This window comes from Pseudomonas sp. TAE6080 (assembly GCF_018732265.1).
Taxonomy (GTDB): domain Bacteria; phylum Pseudomonadota; class Gammaproteobacteria; order Pseudomonadales; family Pseudomonadaceae; genus Aquipseudomonas; species Aquipseudomonas brenneri.
Window position 1 is genome coordinate 1 of sequence record NZ_JAHIDY010000099.1, and the last position, 650, is coordinate 650.

1 rRNA gene is annotated in these 650 nt (G+C 49.7%); it reads right to left on the bottom strand.

Annotated elements, in window-relative coordinates:
• Window positions 1-470, bottom strand: a 16S ribosomal RNA gene (locus tag KL786_RS29285); the annotation flags it as partial.
• Between the last annotated feature and the right edge of the window lie 180 nt (window positions 471-650).

Sequence of the window (650 nt, forward strand, 5' to 3'; positions counted from 1 at the left end):
CAGCAAAGTATTAATTTACTGCCCTTCCTCCCAACTTAAAGTGCTTTACAATCCGAAGACCTTCTTCACACACGCGGCATGGCTGGATCAGGCTTTCGCCCATTGTCCAATATTCCCCACTGCTGCCTCCCGTAGGAGTCTGGACCGTGTCTCAGTTCCAGTGTGACTGATCATCCTCTCAGACCAGTTACGGATCGTCGCCTTGGTGAGCCATTACCCCACCAACTAGCTAATCCGACCTAGGCTCATCTGATAGCGCAAGGCCCGAAGGTCCCCTGCTTTCTCCCGTAGGACGTATGCGGTATTAGCGTCCGTTTCCGAACGTTATCCCCCACTACCAGGCAGATTCCTAGGCATTACTCACCCGTCCGCCGCTCTCAAGAGAAGCAAGCTTCTCTCTACCGCTCGACTTGCATGTGTTAGGCCTGCCGCCAGCGTTCAATCTGAGCCATGATCAAACTCTTCAGTTCAAACATCTTTGGGTTTTTAAGAAACCCTAAACTTGGCTCAGCAATCGTTGGTTACATCTTTGATTTCTCGCGGAGTAACTTGTGATGCTGATAATCTTGTTGACTATCAGTCTGACTCCACAAGCACCCACACGAATTGCTTGATTCAGTTGTTAAAGAGCGGTTGGTTAAGATCTTTCG